General features: G+C 58.8%; 17 protein-coding genes. 7 read left to right on the top strand and 10 right to left on the bottom strand.

Annotation, left to right across the window (positions count from 1 at the left end):
* Positions 1–99 precede the first annotated feature (99 nt).
* The 4 genes from ACQUTI_RS16415 to folA all read left to right on the top strand — a co-directional run bounded on the left by ACQUTI_RS16415 (position 100) and on the right by folA (position 3,509).
* Entirely contained in the window at positions 100–333 is a 234-nt protein-coding gene (locus ACQUTI_RS16415) for a YgdI/YgdR family lipoprotein (protein ID WP_002888059.1), read from the top strand.
* A gap of 131 nt (positions 334–464) precedes the next feature.
* Positions 465–998, top strand: a complete 534-nt coding sequence (gene kefF / locus ACQUTI_RS16410; protein ID WP_004204269.1) for a glutathione-regulated potassium-efflux system oxidoreductase KefF — start codon at positions 465–467, stop codon at positions 996–998.
* Positions 991–2,856, top strand: a complete 1,866-nt coding sequence (kefC, locus tag ACQUTI_RS16405) for a glutathione-regulated potassium-efflux system protein KefC (RefSeq protein ID WP_032455542.1) — start codon at positions 991–993, stop codon at positions 2,854–2,856. The genes kefF and kefC overlap by 8 nt, the downstream gene beginning before the upstream one ends.
* A gap of 173 nt (positions 2,857–3,029) precedes the next feature.
* The gene (gene folA / locus ACQUTI_RS16400; RefSeq protein ID WP_004204271.1) at positions 3,030–3,509 is read left to right on the top strand and encodes a type 3 dihydrofolate reductase; all 480 of its coding nucleotides are present in this window, start codon (positions 3,030–3,032) and stop codon (positions 3,507–3,509) included.
* A 207-nt stretch (positions 3,510–3,716) separates the two neighbouring features.
* Here the strand turns inward: folA and apaH are convergent, their stop codons facing one another.
* The 6 genes from apaH to lptD are packed head-to-tail and all read right to left on the bottom strand — an operon-like array spanning position 3,717 to position 10,452.
* Positions 3,717–4,565, bottom strand: coding sequence for a bis(5'-nucleosyl)-tetraphosphatase (symmetrical) ApaH (gene apaH, locus ACQUTI_RS16395; protein WP_004204272.1), 849 nt, complete (start codon positions 4,563–4,565; stop codon positions 3,717–3,719).
* A 4-nt stretch (positions 4,566–4,569) separates the two neighbouring features.
* Positions 4,570–4,947 (bottom strand): Co2+/Mg2+ efflux protein ApaG, encoded by a 378-nt coding sequence (gene apaG, locus ACQUTI_RS16390; protein ID WP_004204274.1) that lies wholly within the window; start codon positions 4,945–4,947, stop codon positions 4,570–4,572.
* Positions 4,948–4,949: 2 nt separating this feature from the next.
* Positions 4,950–5,771 carry a 16S rRNA (adenine(1518)-N(6)/adenine(1519)-N(6))-dimethyltransferase RsmA gene (gene rsmA, locus ACQUTI_RS16385; RefSeq protein ID WP_004204275.1) on the bottom strand — a complete coding sequence of 274 codons (822 nt, stop codon included), beginning with the start codon at positions 5,769–5,771 and terminating at the stop codon, positions 4,950–4,952.
* Positions 5,768–6,757: a 4-hydroxythreonine-4-phosphate dehydrogenase PdxA gene (pdxA, locus tag ACQUTI_RS16380; RefSeq protein ID WP_048294146.1), complete on the bottom strand. Its 990-nt coding sequence runs from the start codon at positions 6,755–6,757 to the stop codon at positions 5,768–5,770. The genes rsmA and pdxA overlap by 4 nt, the downstream gene beginning before the upstream one ends.
* A 5-nt stretch (positions 6,758–6,762) precedes the next feature.
* Positions 6,763–8,049 carry a peptidylprolyl isomerase SurA gene (gene surA, locus ACQUTI_RS16375; RefSeq protein WP_004204278.1) on the bottom strand — a complete coding sequence of 429 codons (1,287 nt, stop codon included), beginning with the start codon at positions 8,047–8,049 and terminating at the stop codon, positions 6,763–6,765.
* A gap of 54 nt (positions 8,050–8,103) precedes the next feature.
* On the bottom strand, positions 8,104–10,452 hold the full coding sequence (gene lptD, locus ACQUTI_RS16370; RefSeq protein WP_032455544.1) for an LPS assembly protein LptD: 2,349 nt from the start codon (positions 10,450–10,452) through the stop codon (positions 8,104–8,106).
* Positions 10,453–10,695: 243 nt separating this feature from the next.
* Between lptD and djlA the strand changes: the two genes are divergently transcribed.
* A complete protein-coding gene (gene djlA / locus ACQUTI_RS16365) occupies positions 10,696–11,523 on the top strand; it encodes a co-chaperone DjlA (RefSeq protein ID WP_049093231.1) in 828 nt (275 codons plus the stop codon).
* A gap of 30 nt (positions 11,524–11,553) precedes the next feature.
* On the opposite strand, the gene ACQUTI_RS16360 is transcribed toward djlA, so the two are convergent.
* Both ACQUTI_RS16360 and ACQUTI_RS16355 read right to left on the bottom strand, forming a co-directional pair.
* A complete protein-coding gene (locus ACQUTI_RS16360; RefSeq protein ID WP_004204282.1) occupies positions 11,554–12,252 on the bottom strand; it encodes a response regulator in 699 nt (232 codons plus the stop codon).
* Positions 12,242–13,867, bottom strand: a complete 1,626-nt coding sequence (locus ACQUTI_RS16355) for an ATP-binding protein (RefSeq protein ID WP_017901206.1) — start codon at positions 13,865–13,867, stop codon at positions 12,242–12,244. Before ACQUTI_RS16355 ends, ACQUTI_RS16360 begins: the two co-directional genes overlap by 11 nt.
* Before the next feature lie 332 nt (positions 13,868–14,199).
* Between ACQUTI_RS16355 and ACQUTI_RS16350 the strand changes: the two genes are divergently transcribed.
* On the top strand, positions 14,200–15,564 hold the full coding sequence (locus ACQUTI_RS16350) for a 2-hydroxycarboxylate transporter family protein (RefSeq protein ID WP_428923321.1): 1,365 nt from the start codon (positions 14,200–14,202) through the stop codon (positions 15,562–15,564).
* Positions 15,565–15,743: 179 nt separating this feature from the next.
* Positions 15,744–16,283 (top strand): citrate lyase holo-[acyl-carrier protein] synthase, encoded by a 540-nt coding sequence (gene citX / locus ACQUTI_RS16345; protein WP_004204286.1) that lies wholly within the window; start codon positions 15,744–15,746, stop codon positions 16,281–16,283.
* A 42-nt stretch (positions 16,284–16,325) separates the two neighbouring features.
* Here the strand turns inward: citX and rluA are convergent, their stop codons facing one another.
* The gene (gene rluA / locus ACQUTI_RS16340) at positions 16,326–16,985 is read right to left on the bottom strand and encodes a bifunctional tRNA pseudouridine(32) synthase/23S rRNA pseudouridine(746) synthase RluA (protein WP_004204288.1); all 660 of its coding nucleotides are present in this window, start codon (positions 16,983–16,985) and stop codon (positions 16,326–16,328) included.
* An 11-nt stretch (positions 16,986–16,996) separates the two neighbouring features.
* Positions 16,997–19,903 (bottom strand): RNA polymerase-associated protein RapA, encoded by a 2,907-nt coding sequence (gene rapA / locus ACQUTI_RS16335; protein ID WP_017901204.1) that lies wholly within the window; start codon positions 19,901–19,903, stop codon positions 16,997–16,999.
* Positions 19,904–19,932 lie beyond the last annotated feature (29 nt).

Below are 19,932 nucleotides of genomic sequence, written 5' to 3'. Positions count from 1 at the left end.
GCCATCTTCAGAGAGTTCTGCTTTTAACCCCCTGTCGGGTCAGGCTAACTATAGTTAGCACCATAACGATACCTATTGATGAAAAGACAGGAGGATACAATGCGGAACAATATTCTGGTGGCATCCGCACTGGCAGCGACGGCAATCATGTTCGTGGCCGGCTGCTCATCGAATCAGTCGATCAAAACCACCGACGGCAAGACCATTGTCACCAGCGGTAAACCGCAGGTGGATGATGATACCGGTTTGGTCTCTTACAAAAATGCCGAAACCGGACGCGTGGAGCAGATTAACCGCGATCAGGTGAAATCTATGGATGAGCTGGATAATTAAGGCCTGACGTTTGCCATTCAGGCGCGCGTTGTGTCCACCACCGCGACATAAATCACAGTTATCATTGTAAGCGGTTCATTTAACTGTCTACACTCTTGCTGATTACGACAAGAGCTAACGCAGGCCAATCAATGATTCTGATAATTTATGCGCATCCTTATCCGCAGCATTCGCATGCGAATAAGCGAATGCTTGAACAAGCAGGGACGCTTGAAGGCGTAGAGATACGCTCCCTCTATCAACTCTATCCCGACTTTAATATCGATGTCGCCGCCGAGCAGGCGGCGCTCGCCCGTGCCGATCTGGTTATCTGGCAGCACCCGATGCAGTGGTATAGCGTGCCGCCGCTGCTGAAGCTGTGGATGGACAAAGTGCTGTCGCACGGCTGGGCCTATGGCCATAACGGTATTGCGCTGCGCGGTAAATCGCTGATGTGGGCGGTGACCACCGGCGGCGGTGAAAGCCACTTTGATATCGGTTCGTTTCCCGGTTTCCCGGTGCTGGCGCAGCCGCTGCAGGCCACGGCGCTCTACTGCGGGATGAAATGGCTGCCGCCGTTCGCCATGCACTGCACCTTTATCTGCGATGACGAAACGCTGCAGGCGCAGGCCCGCCATTATCGTCAACGCTTAATCGACTGGCAGGAGGCACATCAGAATGGATAGCCATACGCTGATACAGGCGCTGATTTACCTGGGCGCCGCGGCGCTGATTGTGCCCATCGCCGTCCGCCTTGGGCTTGGGTCGGTGCTGGGCTATCTCATCGCCGGCTGTATTATTGGGCCGTGGGGGCTGCGGCTGGTGACCGATGCCGAGGCGATTCTGCACTTTGCCGAGATTGGCGTGGTGCTGATGCTGTTCGTCATTGGTCTGGAACTGGATCCGCAGCGTCTGTGGAAGCTGCGCGCTTCGGTGTTTGGCGGCGGTGCGCTGCAGATGGTGGCCTGTGGGGTATTGATCGGCCTCTTCTGCATGCTGCTGGGGTTGCGTTGGCAGGTGGCCGAGCTGATCGGTATGACCCTGGCGCTCTCCTCAACCGCGATCGCCATGCAGGCGATGAATGAGCGCAATCTGACGGTATCGCAGATGGGGCGCAGCGCCTTCGCGGTGCTGCTGTTCCAGGATATCGCGGCGATCCCGCTGGTGGCCATGATCCCGCTGCTGGCGGCCAGCGGCGGCGCCACTTCGCTGATGGCTTTTGCCCTTTCCGCGCTGAAGGTGGCCGCGGCGCTGGCGCTGGTGGTGGTGCTGGGGCGCTATCTGACCCGTCCGTTGCTGCGTTTTGTCGCCCGTTCCGGTCTGCGCGAAGTATTCAGCGCCGTGGCCCTGTTCCTGGTCTTCGGCTTTGGGCTGTTGCTGGAGGAGGTGGGGCTGTCGATGGCGATGGGGGCGTTTCTCGCCGGGGTGCTGCTGGCCAGCTCCGAGTATCGCCATGCGCTGGAAAGCGATATTGAGCCGTTTAAAGGCCTGCTGCTGGGGCTGTTTTTTATCGGCGTCGGGATGTCGATTGATTTCGGCACCCTGGTCACCCATCCGCTGCGTATCGTGATTTTGCTGGTGGGTTTCCTGGCGATAAAAATGCTGATGCTGTGGCTTATCGCCAGGCCGCTTGGCGTGCCTCGCGCTCAGCGCCGCTGGTTTGCGGTGCTGCTGGGGCAGGGGAGTGAGTTCGCGTTTGTGGTCTTTGGCGCCGCGCGGATGGCGGAGGTGCTGGACGGCGAATGGGCAAAGGCGCTGACCCTGGCGGTGGCGCTGTCGATGGCGGCAACCCCCATTCTGCTGGTGCTGTTGACCCGTCTGGAGAAATCGTCCAGCGGCCAGGCGCGGGATGCGGACGAGATTGATGAAGAGCAGCCGCGGGTGATTGTCGCCGGCTTTGGCCGCTTCGGGCAGATCGCCGGGCGACTACTGCTCTCCAGCGGGGTGAAGATGGTGATCCTCGATCATGACCCGGACCATGTCGATACTCTGCGCAAATTTGATATGAAGGTGTTCTACGGCGACGCCACCCGGGTCGATCTGCTGGAGTCGGCCGGCGCCGAAAAGGCGGAGGTACTGATCAATGCCATTGACGATCCGCACGTCAGCCTGGAGCTGGTGGCGAGGGTAAAAGAGCATTTTCCGCATCTGCAGATTATCTCCCGCGCCCGCGATGTCGATCACTATATCCAGCTGCGTCAGGCTGGCGTTGATGCCCCGGAGCGTGAAACCTTCGAGGCGGCACTGAAATCCGGCCGAATGACCCTGGAGGCGCTGGGGCTCGGCGCGTATGAAGCGCGCGAGCGGGCCGATCTGTTCCGTCGTTTCAACCTGCAGATGGTCGAAGAGATGGTGGCGATGGCGGAAAACGACGCGGCGTCGCGGGTGGCGGTCTTCAAGCGGACCAGCGATATGCTGACCGGCATCATCAACGAAGATCGTCATCATCTGTCGCTGGTGCAGCGGCACGGTTGGCAGGGGACGGAAGAGGGCAGGCATACCGGCGATATCGCCGATGAGCCGGGAAATAAGCCCTCCGCCTGACGCTAATCAGTAACATTCTGTTTTCGTTTGGATCCTGTTCTGGCGGCCCACGGTGTGAACGTGGGCTTGCCAGCAAATCAGAAAATTTTCTTATTCTTTACCCTCCGGCCAGTCGACGAAGTTGTACGCTTTCCGTATAGTGGCGACAATTTTTTGTACTCAGGAATGAATGAATGATCAGTCTGATTGCGGCGTTAGCGGTAGATCGCGTCATTGGTATGGAAAACGCCATGCCATGGAACCTGCCTGCCGATCTCGCCTGGTTCAAACGCAACACATTAAATAAGCCGGTAGTGATGGGGCGTCTGACCTGGGAATCCATTGGGCGCCCGTTGCCGGGGCGTAAAAATATCGTGATCAGCAGCAAGCCAGGCAGCGACGATCGCGTGCAGTGGGTCTCCTCCGTTGACGAAGCGATTGCCGCCTGCGGCGATGTGGAAGAGATCATGGTGATTGGCGGCGGTCGGGTGTATGAGCAGTTCCTGCCAAAGGCGCAGAAGCTCTATCTGACCCATATCGATGCGGAAGTGGAAGGCGATACCCATTTCCCGGATTACGATCCGGACCAGTGGGAATCGGTGTTCAGCGAGTTTCATGACGCCGACGCGCAGAACTCCCACAGCTACTGCTTTGAGATCCTCGAACGCCGTTAAGCGGGAAGGATAGCAATGAAAAACCCCGGTCGCGTCTGGCGTGACCGGGGTTTTCTTTGGCGTGAATTCAGCGCCGATGACGCTGCCACTACTTTTTTGCGCCATGTTACCCGTCGCGGGCTTCGTCTTTCGGGAGCGCTGCTAGGGCGACAAATCGCAAGGAAATGTAGCCCGGATAAGGCGCAACGCGCCGCCATCCGGGAAGACTCAGGACGCGACGGCTTCGCCTTCGTCGAGGCTTTTCTGCCGGTTCGACGGCTGGGTAAAGTACTGCTTATCCTCCCAGCGCAGGCAGGTGAGTTCACCGCCCCAGCAGCAGCCGGTATCCAGCGCGTAAATGCCCTCCGGCGTACCGCGTCCCTCCAGCGACGCCCAGTGGCCAAAGGCAATGCTGTAGGCACTGCTGACCGGACCAGGAATGGCAAACCACGGCTTCAGCGGCGCCGGGGCGTCCTCGGGCGCTTCTTTCGAGTACATATCCAGCTGGCCGTTCGGGAAGCAGTAGCGCATGCGGGTAAAAGCGTTAGAGATAAAGCGCAGGCGCGCCAGGCCGCTCAGCTCGTTGCTCCAGTGATTCGGCATGTCGCCGTACATGGCATCAAGGAAGAAAGGGTAGGAGTCGCTGGAGAGCACCGCTTCAACATCGCGCGCGCACTGCTGGGCGGTCTCCAGATCCCACTGCGGCGTGATGCCGGCATGGGCCATCACCAGCTTTTTCTCTTCGTCCACCTGGAGCAGCGGCTGACGACGCAGCCAGTTAAGCAGCTCATCGGCATCCGGCGCTTCCAGCAGTGATTTCAGACGATCCTTCGGCTTGTTGCGGCTGATGCCGGCGAAGACCGCCAGCAAGTGTAAATCGTGATTGCCCAGCACCAGTCGCACGCTGTCGCCCAGAGATTTGACATAGCGCAGAACCTCCAGCGACCCCGGGCCACGGGCTACCAGATCGCCGGTCAGCCACAGCGTATCGCTCCGCGGGTCGAATTCAACCTGCGCTAATAATGCGATCAGTTCATCGTAGCAACCGTGAACGTCGCCAATAAGGTATGTTGACATTGTTTTAATGAATGAGCGTTGGAACTGCGAGACGGAAAACAGGGATCTCGATACGGAACGGCGCGCCGTCGATATCGATCATCTCATAATGACCCTGCATGGTTCCCAGCGGCGTTTCAATGACCGCGCCGCTGGTATATTGATATTCACCGCCGGCGGGAATATGCGGTTGCTCGCCGACCACCCCTTCACCCTGAACTTCAGTCTCACGACCGTGGCCGTTAGTGATGAGCCAGTAGCGGCCAAGCAGCTGAACCTGACTCCGCCCCAGATTGCGAATGGTGACGGTATAAGCGAAGACGTAGCGCTCTTCTTCCGGAGAAGATTGCGATTCGATATAGACGCTTTGCACCTGGACGCAAACACGAGGCGAATTGATCATGGTTAGCTCTCCTTCGATGGCAGATTGTCAGACAGCCAGTTGGCCATCTGGCAGTACTGCGCCACGGAAATATTTTCTGCACGCATGGCCGGGTCAATGCCCAGCTCGGTCAGCACTTCCACACTAAACAGGTTGCCGAGACTGTTGCGGATGGTCTTGCGGCGCTGGTTGAACGCTTCGGTGGTGATGCGGCTCAGTACCCGGATCTCTTTGACCGGATACGGCATCGTGCTGTGCGGCACCAGACGGACCACCGCGGAATCGACCTTAGGCGGCGGGGTGAACGCGCTCGGCGGCACTTCGAGTACCGGGATCACCTGGCAATAATATTGCGCCATCACGCTTAACCGACCATACGCCTTACTGTTCGGTCCGGCAACCAGACGATTCACCACTTCCTTCTGCAGCATAAAGTGCATATCGGCAATGGCATCAGTATAGCTGAACAGATGGAACATCAGCGGGGTCGAAATATTGTACGGCAGGTTGCCGAAGACGCGCAGCGGCTGACCCATTTTCTCCGCCAGTTCGCCGAAGTTCATGGTCATCGCATCCTGCTGATAGATGGTCAGCTTCGGCCCGAGGAACGGATGCGTCTGCAGGCGTGCCGCCAGATCGCGGTCCAGCTCAATGACGGTCAACTGGTCAAGGCGTTCGCCGACCGGCTCGGTCAGCGCGGCGAGACCGGGGCCGATTTCAACCATCGCCTGGCCTTTCTGCGGATTAATCGCCGAGACGATGCTGTCGATCACAAACTGATCGTTGAGGAAGTTCTGCCCGAAGCGTTTACGGGCTAAATGGCCCTGATGGACTCGATTATTCATTGGGTATTAACAATCATTTTGATGGCGAGATTAAGCGCCGTGATAAAACTGCCGACGTCCGCTGTTCCCTGGCCCGCTAATTCCAGTGCGGTGCCGTGGTCGACGGAGGTACGAATAAAAGGTAAACCGAGCGTAATGTTCACGCCGCGGCCAAAGCCCTGGTATTTTAGCACGGGCAGGCCCTGATCGTGGTACATCGCGAGTACCGCATCGGCATGGTCAAGGTATTTGGGCTGGAAAAGGGTGTCAGCTGGCAGCGGACCGCTGAGGTTCATCCCCTTCCCGCGCATCTCTTCCAGCACCGGAATGATGGTGTCTATCTCTTCCGTTCCCATATGACCGCCTTCGCCAGCATGCGGGTTAAGCCCGCAAACCAGCACGTGCGGCTGGGCAATACCAAATTTCGTGCGCAGGTCGTGATCGAGAATCGTGATGATCTCGCGCAGCAGGTCGGGCGTTATCGCCTCGCTGATGGCTTTCAACGGCAGATGGGTCGTCACCAGCGCCACCCGCAGCTCCTCGGTCGCCAGCATCATCACCACTTTGCTGGCCTGCGCGCGCTCTTCGAAGAACTCGGTATGACCGGTGAAGGCGATGCCGGCGTCGTTGATGTTGCCTTTGTGCACCGGGCCGGTCACTAACGCCGCGAATTCGCCGCTCAGGCAGCCGTCGCAGGCGCGCGCCAGCGTCTCGACCACGTAGGCGCCGTTCTGTACGTTCAGCACGCCGGGCTCCGCCGGGACGCTCAGCGGGACGTTAAGCAGCGTCAACGTACCGGCACGCTGCGGAACGGGCGGTTGCGCAGGATCGTATGGCAGGAGAGATAAAGGAAGACCGAGCCTTTGGGCTCGGTCAGTTAACAGGGCGCCGTCGGCGCAGATCACCAGCTCAACTGGCCAGTCGCGCTGGGCAAGCTGCACGACCAGGTCAGGGCCAATCCCGGCTGGTTCGCCGGGAGTGATAACAACTTTATGGGTTTCAGGCATCGATATTAGTTGCTCAGAATTTTAACATACGCACTGGCGCGCTGTTCCTGCATCCAGGTTGCCGCTTCTTCAGAGAATTTGCGGTTCATCAGCATACGGTAAGCACGATCTTTCTGCGCGGCGTCGGTTCTGTCGACCTGACGGCTATCCAGCAGTTCGATCAGGTGCCAGCCGAAGGAGGAGTGCACCGGTCCGCTGGTCTGCCCTTTGTTCAGACGCATCAGCGCATCGCGGAACGCAGGGTCGAAGATATCCGGCGTGGCCCAGCCTAAATCACCGCCCTGGTTCGCCGAGCCCGGATCTTCAGAATACGCTTTCGCCGCTTTAGCGAAGGTGGTTTTCCCGCTCTTAATGTCGGCGGCAATTTGCTCCAGCTTCGCCTGAGCCTGCGCATCGTTCATGATTGGCGATGGCTTCAGCAGAATATGACGGGCATGCACTTCAGTGACGGAGATGTTCTGGGTCCCGCCGCGCAGATCGTTCACTTTCAGAATGTGGAAGCCGACGCCGGAACGGATCGGACCGACGATATCCCCTTTCTTCGCGGTGCTTAACGCCTGGGCGAAAATGCCCGGCAGCTCCTGGATACGACCCCAGCCCATCTGGCCGCCCTTCAGCGCCTGCTGGTCGGCGGAGTAGGTGATCGCCAGTTTACCGAAGTTGGCGCCGTTGCGCGCTTGCTCAACGATAGCATTCGCTTGCTCCTGGGCCGCGGCGACTTGATCGGAGGTCGGGTTCTCCGGCAGCGGGATCAGGATGTGGCTCAGGTTGAGCTCGGTGCTGGCGTCGTTCTGGTCGCCGATCTGTTTGGCCAGCGCTTCCACTTCCTGCGGCAGCACGGTGATGCGACGACGCACTTCATTGTTACGCACTTCCGAAATCAGCATCTCTTTACGGATCTGGTTACGGTAGGTGTTGTAGTTGATGCCTTCATAGGCCAGACGGCTGCGCATCTGATCCATGGTCATGTTGTTTTGTTTAGCGATGTTGGCGATGGCCTGATCGAGCTGGTCGTCAGAGACCTTCACGCCCATCTTCTGCCCCATCTGTAACACGATCTGGTCCATGATCAGTCTTTCGAGGATCTGATGGCGCAGGGTCGCGTCATCCGGCAGCTGTTGGCCAGCCTGACCAGCATTGAGCTTAACCGATTGCATCAAACCATCGACGTCGCTTTCCAGCACGACGCCATTATTGACGACGGCCGCTACTTTATCGACCACCTGGGGGGCAGCGAAACTGGTATTCGCGATCATGGCGATACCGAGAAGCAGCGTTTTCCAGTTCTTCATACTTTTTCCATTTCGATTAACCGCAAATGCGGATGATGTTGTAAACCAGCCGCATCACAGGGAGCTCTGGTACGGTAAAATGTTCGAACGCAGCATCTGCTGGGTGCCGAGGCCGTAGTTAGAGCTCAGACCGCGCAATTCGATATTGATTCCGAAGGTGTTGTCGTATTTGCTCTCGCCGCCGTTGTTGTTGCTATCCCAGCCGTTGACTTTACGTTCGTAGCCAAGACGGATGGCGTAGCAGCAGGAGTTATACTGGACACCCAACATCTGGTTTGCTGCTTTTCGGGTATTGGTATCGTAGTAGTAGGCACCGACCACGGACCAGCGATCGACGATCGGCCAGCTGGCGGTCATCCCCACCTGCGAGATACCCTCTTTATATTGCGCCGCGGTGGAATATGACGGCAGTGTGGCCTGAATATATTCCGGGCTGGCGTAACGATAGTTAAGCTGGACTAAGCGGTTTTCATCGCGACGGTATTCAATGGTGCCGTTACCGGTTGCGACGTTATCCAGACGCGTATCGTACTGGATCCCGCCGCGCAGACCCCAGTTATCGGCAATGCGCCAGTAGGTGTCGCCGGCCCATACCAGTGAACCCGTGGTGTCGTTGTTCTCCCAGTTGATGTTGTCATCACCGGTGCGTGACTCGGTGAAATAGTAGATTTGACCAACGGAAATGTTAAAACGTTCCACCGCGGCGGCGTCATACACGCGCGAGGTGATACCGGTAGTGACCTGATTGGCCGACGCGATGCGGTCGAGACCGCTATAGGTACGGTCGCGGAACAGGCCGGTGTAGTCCGACTGCAACAGCGTGGAGTCGTAGCTGCCGATTTCACTCTGATCGCGGTACGGCACATACAGATACTGCATGCGTGGTTCCAGCGTTTGGGTGAATCCCTCCTGCAGGTCGCGCTCGAAGACCATTTTGCCGTCGACTTTAAACTGCGGCATCACGCGGCTAACGGACTCTTTGTAGTCCGTGCCGTTGGCGGCGTTGTACTTATCGAGGTTGCTCTGCTGGTAGTGGGTCGCCAGCAGCTTGGCTTCGGTATTCAGACTGCCCCAGCCGTTCGACAGCGGCAGGTTGATCGTCGGTTCGAAGTGAACGCGGGTCGCTTCCGGCATGTTGTTATTCGAGTTAACAAAATGGGCGACCTGGCCGTACAGATGGGTATCGAACGGACCGACATCGTTCTGGTAGTAGTTAATGTCGAGCTGCGGCTCAGCCGAGTAGGAGTTGCTCGACTCCCGATCGAAGACCTGGAACTGCTTGGTTGAGACCGTGGCGTCAAAGTTCTGATTGACATACCCGGCGCTGAATTTCTGCGTCGCATAGCCGTCGGTACTGGAACCATACTTCGAGCTGAAATCGTTGAAGTAGTCAGGATCGCTGACCTTGGTGTAGTCAGCGTTCAGACGCCACACCTGATCGATAACCCCGGAGTGGTTCCAGTAGAACAGCCAGCGGCGGCTGTTGCTGTCGCTGGAGTGGTCATCTTCGTAGACTTTATCCGACGGCAGGTAGTCGAACTCCGTTAAGCCGCTGCCGAGCTGGGTCAGGTAGCGGAATTCGTTTTCCCACATCACGCCGCCGCGCTTGTTCATATAGTGCGGGGTGATGGTGGCATCGAAGTTTGGCGCGATGTTCCAGTAGTACGGCAGGGAGAATTCCACGCCGTTTTTGGTGCTGTATTTCGCGTTCGGGATCAGGAAGCCTGAACGACGCTTATCGCCCACCGGCAGCTGCAGGTAGGGGCTGTAGAAAATCGGCACGGAGCCAAGCTTGAAGCGGGCGTTCCAGATCTCGGCGACTTGCTCTTCGCGATCGTGGATAACTTCGCTGCCCACGACGCTCCAGGTGTCGGAGCCCGGCAGACAGGAGGTAAAGCTGCCGTTTTCCAGAATGGTATAGCGGTTTTCACCGCGCTGTTTCATCAGGTCAGCAGTACCGCGTCCCTGGCGTCCGACCATCTGATAATCGCCCTGCCAGACGTTGGTATCTTTGGTATTCAGATTCGACCAGGCTTTTGGTCCTTTGAGGATCACCTGGTTATCGTCGTAATGCACGTTGCCCAGCGCGTCCACTGTGCGCACCGGCTGCGCCTGGCCCGCGGCCTGCTGCTGATGCAGCTGAACTTCGTCGGCGCGGAGGCGGCTATTCCCCTGGTTGATATCGACGTTGCCGGTAAAGACGGCGTTGTCCGGGTAATTGCCCTTCGCATGATCGGCGTTAATCGTCACCGGCAGATCGCCAGGCCGCCCTTCCACGAGCGGACGATCAAAGCTTGGCACGCCAAGCATACATTGCGTTGCGAGATCGGCAGCGAGGCCTTGTTGGCTATACAAGGCGCTGGCAATCATCGTAGCCAGGAGGCTGGGAATACGTTTTTTCATACGTTGTATTTATTGTTCCATCATCTTGTGGCAGCGGCTTGCAAACGGTCAGAGCCTAACTTACTCAACTTTATCACGCTAGTGTTAATCCTGCCCGTTTCGAGCCCGAGCGTTAGGCACCCTGTTGAATGACGAGTATGATAAAGCAAATTATAGGCTATGTCCCACAATTGACCGAGGCGCGAGTGCCGGGTAACGTGCGGTCATATTCGTGCTTAACGGCGACAAACAGTTGGGGAGTCTATGCAGTATTTGGGTAAAGTGATTGGCGTGGCAGTAGCTTTGCTGATGGGCGGTGGGTTCTGGGGCGTGGTGCTCGGCTTCCTGGTCGGCCATATGTTTGACCGGGCGCGCAGCCGCCGGTTGAATCTCTTCGCCAATCAGCAGGAGCGTCAGTCGCTCTTCTTTTCCACCACCTTTGAAGTGATGGGGCATCTGACCAAATCCAAGGGTCGCGTTACCGAGGCGGATATTCACGTCGCCAATGTGCTGATGGATCGCATGAATCTGCACGGCGCTTCGCGTACCGCGGCGCAGCAGGCGTTTCGCGACGGCAAAGCCGACAATTATCCGCTGCGCGAGAAGATGCGCCAGCTGCGCAGCGTCTGCTTTGGCCGCTTCGATCTGATTCGGATGTTTCTGGAAATTCAGCTGCAGGCGGCGTTCGCTGACGGCGAACTGCACCCTAACGAACGTGAAGTGCTGTTCGTCATCGCCGATGAGCTTGGCATCTCTCGCGCCCAGTTCGATCAATTCCTGCGAATGATGCAGGGCGGCGCCCAGTTTGGCGGCGGTTCGCAGCAGCAATCTTATGGTCGGCACGGCGGCAACGCCGGCTGGCAGCAGGCGCAGCGCGGGCCAACGCTGGAGGACGCCTGCAACGTGCTGGGGGTGAAACCGACTGACGACGCGGCGACGGTGAAGCGCGCCTATCGTAAGCTGATGAACGAGCACCATCCGGACAAGCTGGTGGCGAAAGGGCTGCCGCCGGAGATGATGGAGATGGCCAAACAGAAAGCCCAGGAGATCCAGAAGGCCTGGGAGCTGATCAAAGAACAGCGCGGCTTCTGAGTTTTTCAGCCCCTCGCCCGGCGAGGGGGGTTAGCGTTTGGCCTGTGCGCGGCGATACAGCCGCCGCGGATGGCCGATTTTTCCATACAGCATCTCCACCTCCAGAAACCCGGTCTCAACGCCGTGTTCAAGATAGCGGCGGGCGGTGGTTTTGCTGAGTCCGGCGGCGCTGACCACCTCATCAACGGAAAAGCAGTGTGCTTCCCGGCCGCTAAACAGACCCTGCACCAGCGCCAGGGTCTTCTCTTCAATCCCCTTGCTGCCACTATCTACGCGATAGTTCTTCGCCTGCAGTTGATAGAGGGAATCGACGTTCTGCTGATCGACAATTTTCCACTCCCGCTGCTGATCGTAGAACTGGATAAAACGCTCCAGCGACTGACTCAGCCGCTTCCATGATACCGGCTTAAGAATATAGTCGAAGGCGCCGTTGCGGATAGCCTGGCTGCAGGTTTCCATATCGCTGGCGGCGGTGATAAAGATCACCGAGCATTGGCTGGTCGCCAGCGCCGGATCGGTCATCAGCGTCACCCCTTTGCCGTCCGGCAAATAGTTATCCAGCAGTACCAGCTGCGGCGGGGTGGCGTGGAGCAACTGGCGGGCCTGGGCGAGGGAGGCCGCCATGCCCGCCAGCCGCAGACGCGGGTGTTTCTGCACAAGCTCGGCGTGCAGGCGCGCCAGCTCGCTCTCATCTTCAATGATTAGCACATCGACCAGGTCATGATGCATCGTGGGCCTCCGGGTGCGGACGGGCAGGTGCGTCGGCCGGGATAAACAGGGTGAAGATCGTTCCCCGCGGCGCATTATCGGCGACTTCGATGGTGCCGCCCGCCTGAGTGACATAATGTTCAATAAGATACAGACCAATGCCGTGATCGCCACGGGTTTTGGTGGTGACGCCGCGTTCAAAAATGCGCTCGCGGATATCGGGGCGGATGCCGACGCCGCGGTCGGCCACTTCGATAATCAGCTCCCGGGCGTTGAGCTGGATCAGGACTTCCACCGGCTCATGCGGAAGCTCGGCGCGCTGCGTGGCTTCGATGGCGTTATCCAGCAGGTTGCCGATGATGGAGATCAGCTCGGATTCCATCAGCGACGGCAGGGGACGGTCGATGCGGCAGGCCGGGTCGAAGCTCAGCGCCACGCCTTTTTCGCGGGCGCGGGTGGCTTTGCCGAGCAGCAGACCGCACAGCGTCGGCGAGTGGAAGTGCGAGGAGATAAAGTCCAATAGCTCCTGAGCATGTTCCGACTGGGCCTGAATATAGCGGATCGCTTCGTCATAATGGCCCATATGCAGCAGGCCGGAGAGGGTAGTCATCCGGTTGAGCTGCTCGTGGCGCATGATGCGCAGATTGTCGACATAGCGCTTCACCTGGCTCAGCTGGGCGGTGAGGGCATTGATTTCATTGCGGTCACGGAATGTGATCACCCAGCCCTGCAGGGTATTCTCCAGCATAATGCGCACCCGACTGGCGAGCACGGTCAACTGGTTGAAGCGGCACAGCTCATCGTGGGTGTCGCGCTCAAGCATGTCGCCGCTGGCGAAAAAGGGCTGCGGGGAAATCACGCTGTCAATCGACTGACCGCGCAGCTGACTGGCGGGCTGGCTGAGTCCCAGCAGGCTGCGGGCGGCATGGTTTATCACCTCAATGCGCCGCTGGCGATCGATGACGATCACCCCCTCAAAGATCGACTCCATCATCGCTTTTTGCTGTCGCACCAGCAGGCCTATCTCCCGCGGCTCGAGCGAAAAAATCTGCTTTTTGATGCTGCGGGTAAAGTACCAGGAGAAGATAAACAGGGCGATGAGCAGCAGAACGGCGGCGATAAAAATATTGATCACTTTGGTCAGGGTAATGCTGTCGAGATAGCTGGTGAGGTAGCCGACGGAGACAATGCCGATCACCCGCCCCTCGTCATCGACGATCGGCGTTTTGCTGCGCAGCGAGACCCCAAGTCCGCCTTTGCGAATGGTGGTAATGGATTTTCCCTCCAGTACCGCCTGGTTGTCGCCGCCAACCAGCCGCGTGCCGACCCACTCCGGATGGACCGAATGAAACAGATGCACCCCCTGGCGGTCGCCGATGACGATAAAGCTGGCGTCGCTATGGGCGGCGATTTGCTGCATAAACGCCTGAATCGCCTGTGGGTCATGCCGGCTGACCTGCTGACGTAAATTTGGCATCAGGGCTATCTCTTCGGCCTGAATTTTGGCCCGGGCGCTCATTTCCTGATAAAGCTGGCGGCTGGCATCAAAGTAATAATAAATACCCAGTGCGATAAAGAGGACTGAGAAAAAAGCGACCAGCGAAATAAACAGCTTATATTGAAAAGATAATTTCATAGGTCCCAGACGACGTATTCACCATACCGGCACTCTATCATTTTTCTGTCACGTGACGTAAATGTTAAAGGAAAGTTGTGATCAGCGGCGCAGGCGCGGGCTGCCGCCAGCGGTTGCGGTGGATATAAGGCGTGATGGGAAATAAAAACCATAAAAACCATAAAAACCACGATAATAAATCAGAGATATATCACCCCTGCGCGGATCCACGAATAGAAACCATAAAAACCATAGTGACCATTAAAACTTCTTTTTTAATTCGGGGAGCTTCACATTAACGACGCCGCTGTCCCTTTACGCTGAAAATGAATAATAACGACAGGGCTGAATTTATGAGCACGACAGACAATGCATTCTCTGCAACCCTTGAACCGATCAATACGCCGAAAGTCACGCTCCGGCAGCGCTGGTGGCACATCATGGATAACTGGAAGGTAGGGATCGTCCCGCTGCCGCTGTTTTTGCTGGCCGGGGGGCTGATTGCCCTCGACTGCCTTGGCGGTAAACTGCCGAGCGATATCGTGGTGATGGTGGCCACTCTGGCTTTCTTTGGCTTCGCCTGCGGCGAGTTTGGTAAACGCCTGCCGGTGCTGGGGAAACTCGGCGCGGCGGCGATCTGCGCCACTTTTATTCCTTCCGCGCTGGTCCATTACGGCCTGCTGCCAGACGTGGTCGTGGAATCCACCACCAAATTCTATAAATCCACCAACATCCTCTATCTCTATATCTGCTGCATTATCGTCGGCAGCATCATGAGTATGAACCGCACCACCCTGATTCAGGGCTTCCTGAAGATCTTCTTCCCAATGCTGTGCGGCGAGGTGGTCGGCATGCTGGTGGGCATCGGCGTTGGCACGCTGCTGGGCATGGAGCCGTTTCAGGTGTTCTTCTTTATCGTGCTGCCGATCATGGCCGGCGGCGTGGGGGAAGGGGCGATCCCGCTGTCGATGGGCTATGCCGCGCTGATGCATATGGAGCAGGGGGTTGCCCTGGGCCGGGTGTTGCCGATGGTGATGCTCGGCAGCCTGACGGCGATCGTCATCTCCGGCTGCCTCAACCAGCTCGGCAAGCGCTTCCCGCATCTGACCGGCGAAGGGCAACTGATGCCGAACCGCAGCCATGAAACCCGCAGCCTCGGCGAGAGTGAAGGCATGAACGGTAAAACCGATGTCGGGACGCTGGCCTCCGGCGCGCTGCTGGCGGTACTGCTGTATATGATGGGGATGCTCGGCCACAAACTGATTGGTCTGCCGGCGCCGGTGGGCATGCTGTTTCTCGCGGTGCTGTTAAAGCTGGCTAATGTGGTGTCTCCGCGCCTGCAGGAGGGATCGCAGATGGTGTATAAATTCTTCCGCACCGCGGTCACCTACCCGATCCTCTTTGCCGTCGGTGTGGCGATCACCCCGTGGCAGGAGCTGGTGAACGCCTTCACTTTCACCAATCTGCTGGTGATCGTCAGCACCGTCTCCGCGCTGGTGGCGACCGGTTTCCTGGTCGGTAAAAAGATAGGGATGCACCCGATCGATGTGGCGATTGTCTCCTGTTGCCAGAGCGGGCAGGGCGGCACCGGCGATGTGGCGATCCTGACCGCTGGTAACCGCATGAGCCTGATGCCGTTCGCGCAGATCGCTACCCGGATTGGCGGGGCGATAAATGTCTCTCTGGGGTTGCTGTTCCTCAGCCACTATCTGGCGTGATATAACGCTACGCTCAGCGATAAAACTGCTATTTTCCGCTACAGAACGCCGAAAATATCTGCGTTCTGTATCCTAAATGCTCCGCATTTAGCGTTACAATCAGCGCGCGATCGGCTATCGCAACCATCATTATGACAGTCCAGGCGCTGTCGCATTTATCATATGTAGGAGAGGAATTAATGTCAGTGGATACTCCCGCCCAGGCGGGCGTCAGCATCGACGCATTGCTGGCGGCGAAAGAGCAGCGTGCAGCCCGCCAGGCCGACTGGTTGGCCCATTATCAGCAGCCTGTTATTTCCCTGACCCTGGTGACCCCCGGGGCGGTGAAGGACAGCATTCGCTATCGCAACATGATGGGCGTAGCCCTCCAGGCCTGCGATCAGCTGCTTTGGAAGCACCGCTGGCAAACGCTGGATCGTCAGGTGCTGTGGCTGCCGACCGGGCCTGAAGCGCTGTGGTGCGTGGCGCATCCGGCCAGCGAAATCAAAGCGATGTGCAGTACGCTGGAGCAGAGCCATCCGCTGGGACGCTTGTGGGATATCGATGTGATCTGTCCGCAGAGCGGGCAGGTGGGACGCCAGTCGCTGGGCGAGTCGCAGCGCCGCTGCCTGCTGTGCGATGAGCCGGCGCACGCCTGCGCGCGTAGCCGTCGTCACGACACCGATCTCGTCGTTGCCCGCGTTGAGCAGATGATTGACGCGTGGTTTGCCCGCGATTAATGGCTTAGCATTCCCCGGCAGCAGAGCGCTGCCGGGGAGGTCCTAAAAGTCGAGCGGCGCGCGGAAGGTCATCGCGTTGCCGTAGGCGGGGTGGGTGATGGTGAGCGTCTCGGCGTGAAGCAGCAGGCGCGGGGCCATCGCCAGCGCCTCCGGCGTGGCGTAAAAGCGGTCGCCAAGGATCGGATGTCCCAGCGCCAGCATATGCACGCGCAGCTGGTGTGACCGTCCGGTAATTGGCTTCAGGCGCACGCGGGCGGTATTATCTTCCGCGTACTCCAGCACCTCATACTCGGTCTGCGCCGCTTTGCCGGTTTCATAACACACCTTCTGCTTTGGCCGGTTCGGCCAGTCGCAAATCAGCGGTAAATCCACCAGGCCCTCCGCCGGCTGCGGATGGCCCCAGACGCGGGCGATGTACTGCTTCTTCGGCTCGCGCTCGCGGAACTGGCGCTTCAGTTCGCGCTCGGCCGCCTTATTCAGCGCCACCACAATCACGCCGCTGGTGGCCATATCAAGGCGATGCACCGATTCGGCCTGCGGGAAGTCGCGCTGAATGCGCGTCATCACGCTGTCTTTATGCTCATCAAGACGACCCGGCACGGACAACAAGCCGCTCGGCTTGTTGACCACCATGATGTGCTCATCCTGATACAGGATCACCAGCCAGGGATCCTGCGGCGGATTGTAGTTTTCCATCGCCATTTCGCGTTCCGTTACTGGTGAGTGACGACGATCAGACGCAGCGCGTCCAGACGCCATCCGGCCTGTCCCAGCGCCTCCAGCACCTGCTGGCGGTTGCTTTCAATCGCCGCCAGTTCGTCGTCACGGATGTTCGGGTTGACCGCCTTCAGCGCTTCCAGACGGGAGAGCTCCGCCGTCAGCTTATCGTCGGCTTCACTACGCGCCGCGTCGATCAGCCCCTGCGCCGCCTTGGCGATCTGCGCTTCGCCCTGCTGCAGAATGGCATGAACGTCCTGCTGCACCGCGTTGACCAGCTTGCTGCCGGTGTGGCGATTGACCGCGCTCAGCTGGCGGTTGAAGCTTTCAAACTCCACCTGGCCGGCGAGGTTGTTGCCGTTTTTATCCAGCAGCATGCGAACCGGGGTCGCCGGCAGGAAGCGGTTGAGCTGCAGCTGCTTCGGCGCCTGCGCTTCGACCACGTAGATCAGCTCCAGCAGCAGAGTGCCGACCGGCAGCGCCTTGTTCTTCAGCAGGGAAATAGTACTGCTGCCGGTATCGCCGGAGAGGATCAGGTCGAGGCCGTTGCGGATCAGCGGGTGTTCCCAGGTGATGAACTGCGCGTCTTCACGGGACAGCGCCACGTCACGCTCGAAGGTGATGGTGCAACCGTCCTCCGGCAGGCCCGGGAAATCCGGCACCAGCATATGGTCGGAAGGGGTGAGGACGATCAGGTTTTCCCCGCGGTCGTCCTGGTTGATGCCGACGATATCGAACAGGTTCATCGAGAAGGCGATCAGGCTGGTGTCGTCATCCTGCTCTTCGATGCTCTCCGCCAGGGCCTGGGCTTTCTCGCCGCCGTTGGAGTGGATCTCCAGCAGACGGTCGCGGCCCTGCTCCAGCTGCGCTTTCAGAGCGTCATGCTGCTGGCGGCAGGATTTGATCAGATCGTCAAAGCCGTCGGTGGATTCCGGCGCCGCAAGGTAGTTGATCAGCTCGTCATGGACGCTGTCGTAGACGGTCCGTCCGGTCGGGCAGGTATGTTCAAAGGCGTCGAGGCCTTCGTGATACCAGCGCACCAGCACCGACTGCGCGGTCTTTTCCAGGTACGGGACGTGGATCTGGATATCGTGCGCCTGGCCGATACGGTCGAGACGGCCGATACGCTGCTCCAGCAGATCCGGGTTAAACGGCAGATCGAACATCACCAGGTTGCTGGCGAACTGGAAGTTGCGTCCTTCGGAGCCGATCTCGGAGCACAGCAGCACCTGGGCGCCGGTGTCTTCTTCAGCAAACCACGCCGCGGCGCGGTCGCGTTCGATAATCGACATCCCTTCATGGAACACGGCGGCGCGGATACCTTCGCGCTCGCGCAGCACCTGCTCCAGCTGGAGCGCGGTGGCGGCTTTGGCGCAAATCACCAGTACCTTCTGCGAGCGATGGCTGGTCAGGTAGCCCATCAGCCACTCGACGCGCGGGTCAAAGTTCCACCAGGTGCCGGTATCGCCTTCAAATTCCTGATAGATCTGCTCCGGGTAGAGCATGTCGCGCGCGCGCTCTTCCGCGGTTTTGCGGGCGCCCATGATGCCGGATACTTTGATGGCGGTCTGGTACTGGGTCGGCAGCGGCAGGCGAATGGTGTGCAGCTCGCGTTTCGGGAAACCTTTGACGCCGTTACGGGTGTTACGGAACAGCACGCGGCTGGTGCCGTGGCGGTCCATCAGCATCGAGACCAGCTCCTGGCGCGCGGCCTGAGCGTCTTCGCGATCGCTGTTGGCGGCCTGCAGCAGCGGCTCGATATCCTGCTCGCCGATTAGATCGCCGAGGGTATTGAGTTCGCTATCGCTCAGCTTGTTGCCCGCCAGCAGCAGAGCGACAGCGTCGGCCACCGGACGGTAGTTCTGCTGTTCTTCGACAAACTGCGCGAAATCGTGGAAGCGGTTCGGATCCAGCAGGCGCAGGCGCGCAAAGTGGCTCTCCATCCCCAGCTGTTCCGGCGTCGCGGTCAGCAGCAGAATGCCCGGCACGCGCTCGGCCAGCTGTTCAATGGCTTGATATTCGCGGCTCGGCGCCTCTTCGCTCCACACCAGGTGGTGCGCTTCATCGACCACCATCAGGTCCCACTCGGCGTCGCACAGGTGCTCCAGGCGCTGCTTGCTGCGGCGCACGAAGTCTAAAGAGCAGATCACCAACTGTTCGGTTTCGAACGGGTTGTAGGCGTCATGCTGCGCTTCGGCGTAGCGCTCGTCGTCAAACAGCGAGAAGCGCAGGTTGAAGCGGCGCAGCATCTCCACCAGCCACTGGTGCTGAAGGGTTTCCGGGACCACGATCAGTACGCGCTCGGCGGCGCCGGAGAGCAGCTGCTGGTGCAGGATCATCCCGGCTTCGATGGTTTTACCTAAGCCCACTTCATCGGCCAGCAGGACGCGTGGCGCGTGACGACGGCCCACGTCGTGGGCGATGTTCAGCTGATGCGGGATCAGGCTGGTGCGTTGGCCGCGCAGGCCGCTCCACGGCATGCGGTACTGCTCGCTCTGGAACTTGCGCGCGCGGTAGCGCAGGGCAAAGCGGTCCATGCGGTCGATTTGGCCGGCGAACAGGCGGTCCTGCGGCTTGCTGAACACCAGTTTGCTGTCGAGCAGCACTTCACGCAGGGTGACGTTCGCTTCCTGGGTATCGAGGCGGGTGCCAGTGTAGGACAGCAGCCCGTTCTCTTCATGCACTTTGTCAACGTGGAGCTGCCAGCCTTCGTGGCTGGTAATGGTGTCGCCCGGGTTAAACATCACGCGAGTGATCGGAGAATCGTTGCGTGAGTACAGACGGTTTTCGCCGATGGCGGGGAAAAGGAGAGTGACCATGCGCGCATCCAGCGCTACCACCGTCCCTAATCCTAGTTCGCTCTCTGTGTCGCTAATCCAGCGTTGACCAAGTGTAAAAGGCATATATGTTCGGCTCTTTAGTTCTTTAATTG

Source organism: Klebsiella sp. 7-CIP_Kleb., assembly GCF_050378655.1.
Taxonomy (GTDB): domain Bacteria; phylum Pseudomonadota; class Gammaproteobacteria; order Enterobacterales; family Enterobacteriaceae; genus Klebsiella; species Klebsiella quasipneumoniae.
This window is presented reverse-complemented; position numbering and strand designations above follow the sequence as displayed.